At 73.7% G+C, this 232-nt stretch carries 1 pseudogene; it reads left to right on the plus strand.

Annotated features, from left to right (window positions below):
• A pseudogene (locus tag ACQG3P_RS24670) lies at positions 1-232 on the plus strand (hypothetical protein); the annotation flags it as partial.

Consider the following 232-nt stretch of genomic DNA (forward strand, 5'->3'; position numbering starts at 1 on the left):
GAGCAGGCCTGCTCGGCGCTGCTGGCGCTGTCGCCCGGTTCGCACGGCGCGCGCAATCTGGTGGCGATGGCCCTGATGGCGATGCAGCGCTTCCCGGACGCCGCCGCGCAGTACCGCCACCTCACCGAGGTCCTGGCGGAACCGCGCAGCGCACACTGGGCCCATATGACGGCAGCCAGCGCGGCTCGTGACTGGGCTGCCGTGCGGACATCCGCCGCCGCGGTCGGCATGG

This window comes from Stenotrophomonas sp. SrG (assembly GCF_050031795.1).
GTDB lineage: Bacteria > Pseudomonadota > Gammaproteobacteria > Xanthomonadales > Xanthomonadaceae > Stenotrophomonas > Stenotrophomonas rhizophila_A.